This is a genomic window from Pseudomonas sp. 65/3-MNA-CIBAN-0223, from assembly GCF_040310425.1.
In the GTDB taxonomy this organism is placed as follows: domain Bacteria; phylum Pseudomonadota; class Gammaproteobacteria; order Pseudomonadales; family Pseudomonadaceae; genus Aquipseudomonas; species Aquipseudomonas gregormendelii.
Genome location: NZ_JBEOPV010000059.1, coordinates 1 through 503, shown reverse-complemented (window position 1 = coordinate 503; position 503 = coordinate 1). Strand labels below are relative to the sequence as shown.

The following is a 503-nucleotide window of genomic DNA, read 5'->3' as shown; positions in this document are numbered from 1 at the left end:
AAATCTTCTCCTGCGCGTATGCACGCCCACAAGCCTGTCAGGTATTTGCGCATAACCGCGCAGATGGCCTGCATTTTTCGCTTTCCGCGTGCGATCAACGCATCATAAAAAGCCTTCACATTCGGGTCGCTGCGAATCGCTGACATGGCCGGCATGAACATCGCCGATCGCAAGTAGGCATTGCCTGCCTTACTAAGGCGTCCGGGCTTGTCAATGCTCGTCCCGGACTGGTTTAGTCGTACGTCCAGCCCCGCATAACGACTTACCTGCGGGGCTTTAAGTGTCACTGGCAGGGGCGCCAGCTCAGCCAGCACGGCAAATGTCGAAACATCCCCCATCCCAGGCGCCGCCACCATGTGATCGAATTGGCTCTGCAATATTGGACAGCTGGCGATGATTTCTCGCCCAGCTTGCCTAAACCGCTCAATGCGCCTGCCAAACATCGCGATAGCCTCTTCTTCGTCCTCAATCAGCAACGGTGAAGTGGTTCCGGTCGCCTGCAG

At 56.7% G+C, this 503-nt stretch carries 1 protein-coding gene; it reads right to left on the bottom strand.

Going from position 1 to position 503, the window contains the following annotated elements; translation table 11 throughout:
- On the bottom strand, nt 1-503 hold a 503-nt coding region (locus AAEZ09_RS27895), incomplete at both ends, for a transposase (RefSeq protein ID WP_502947601.1).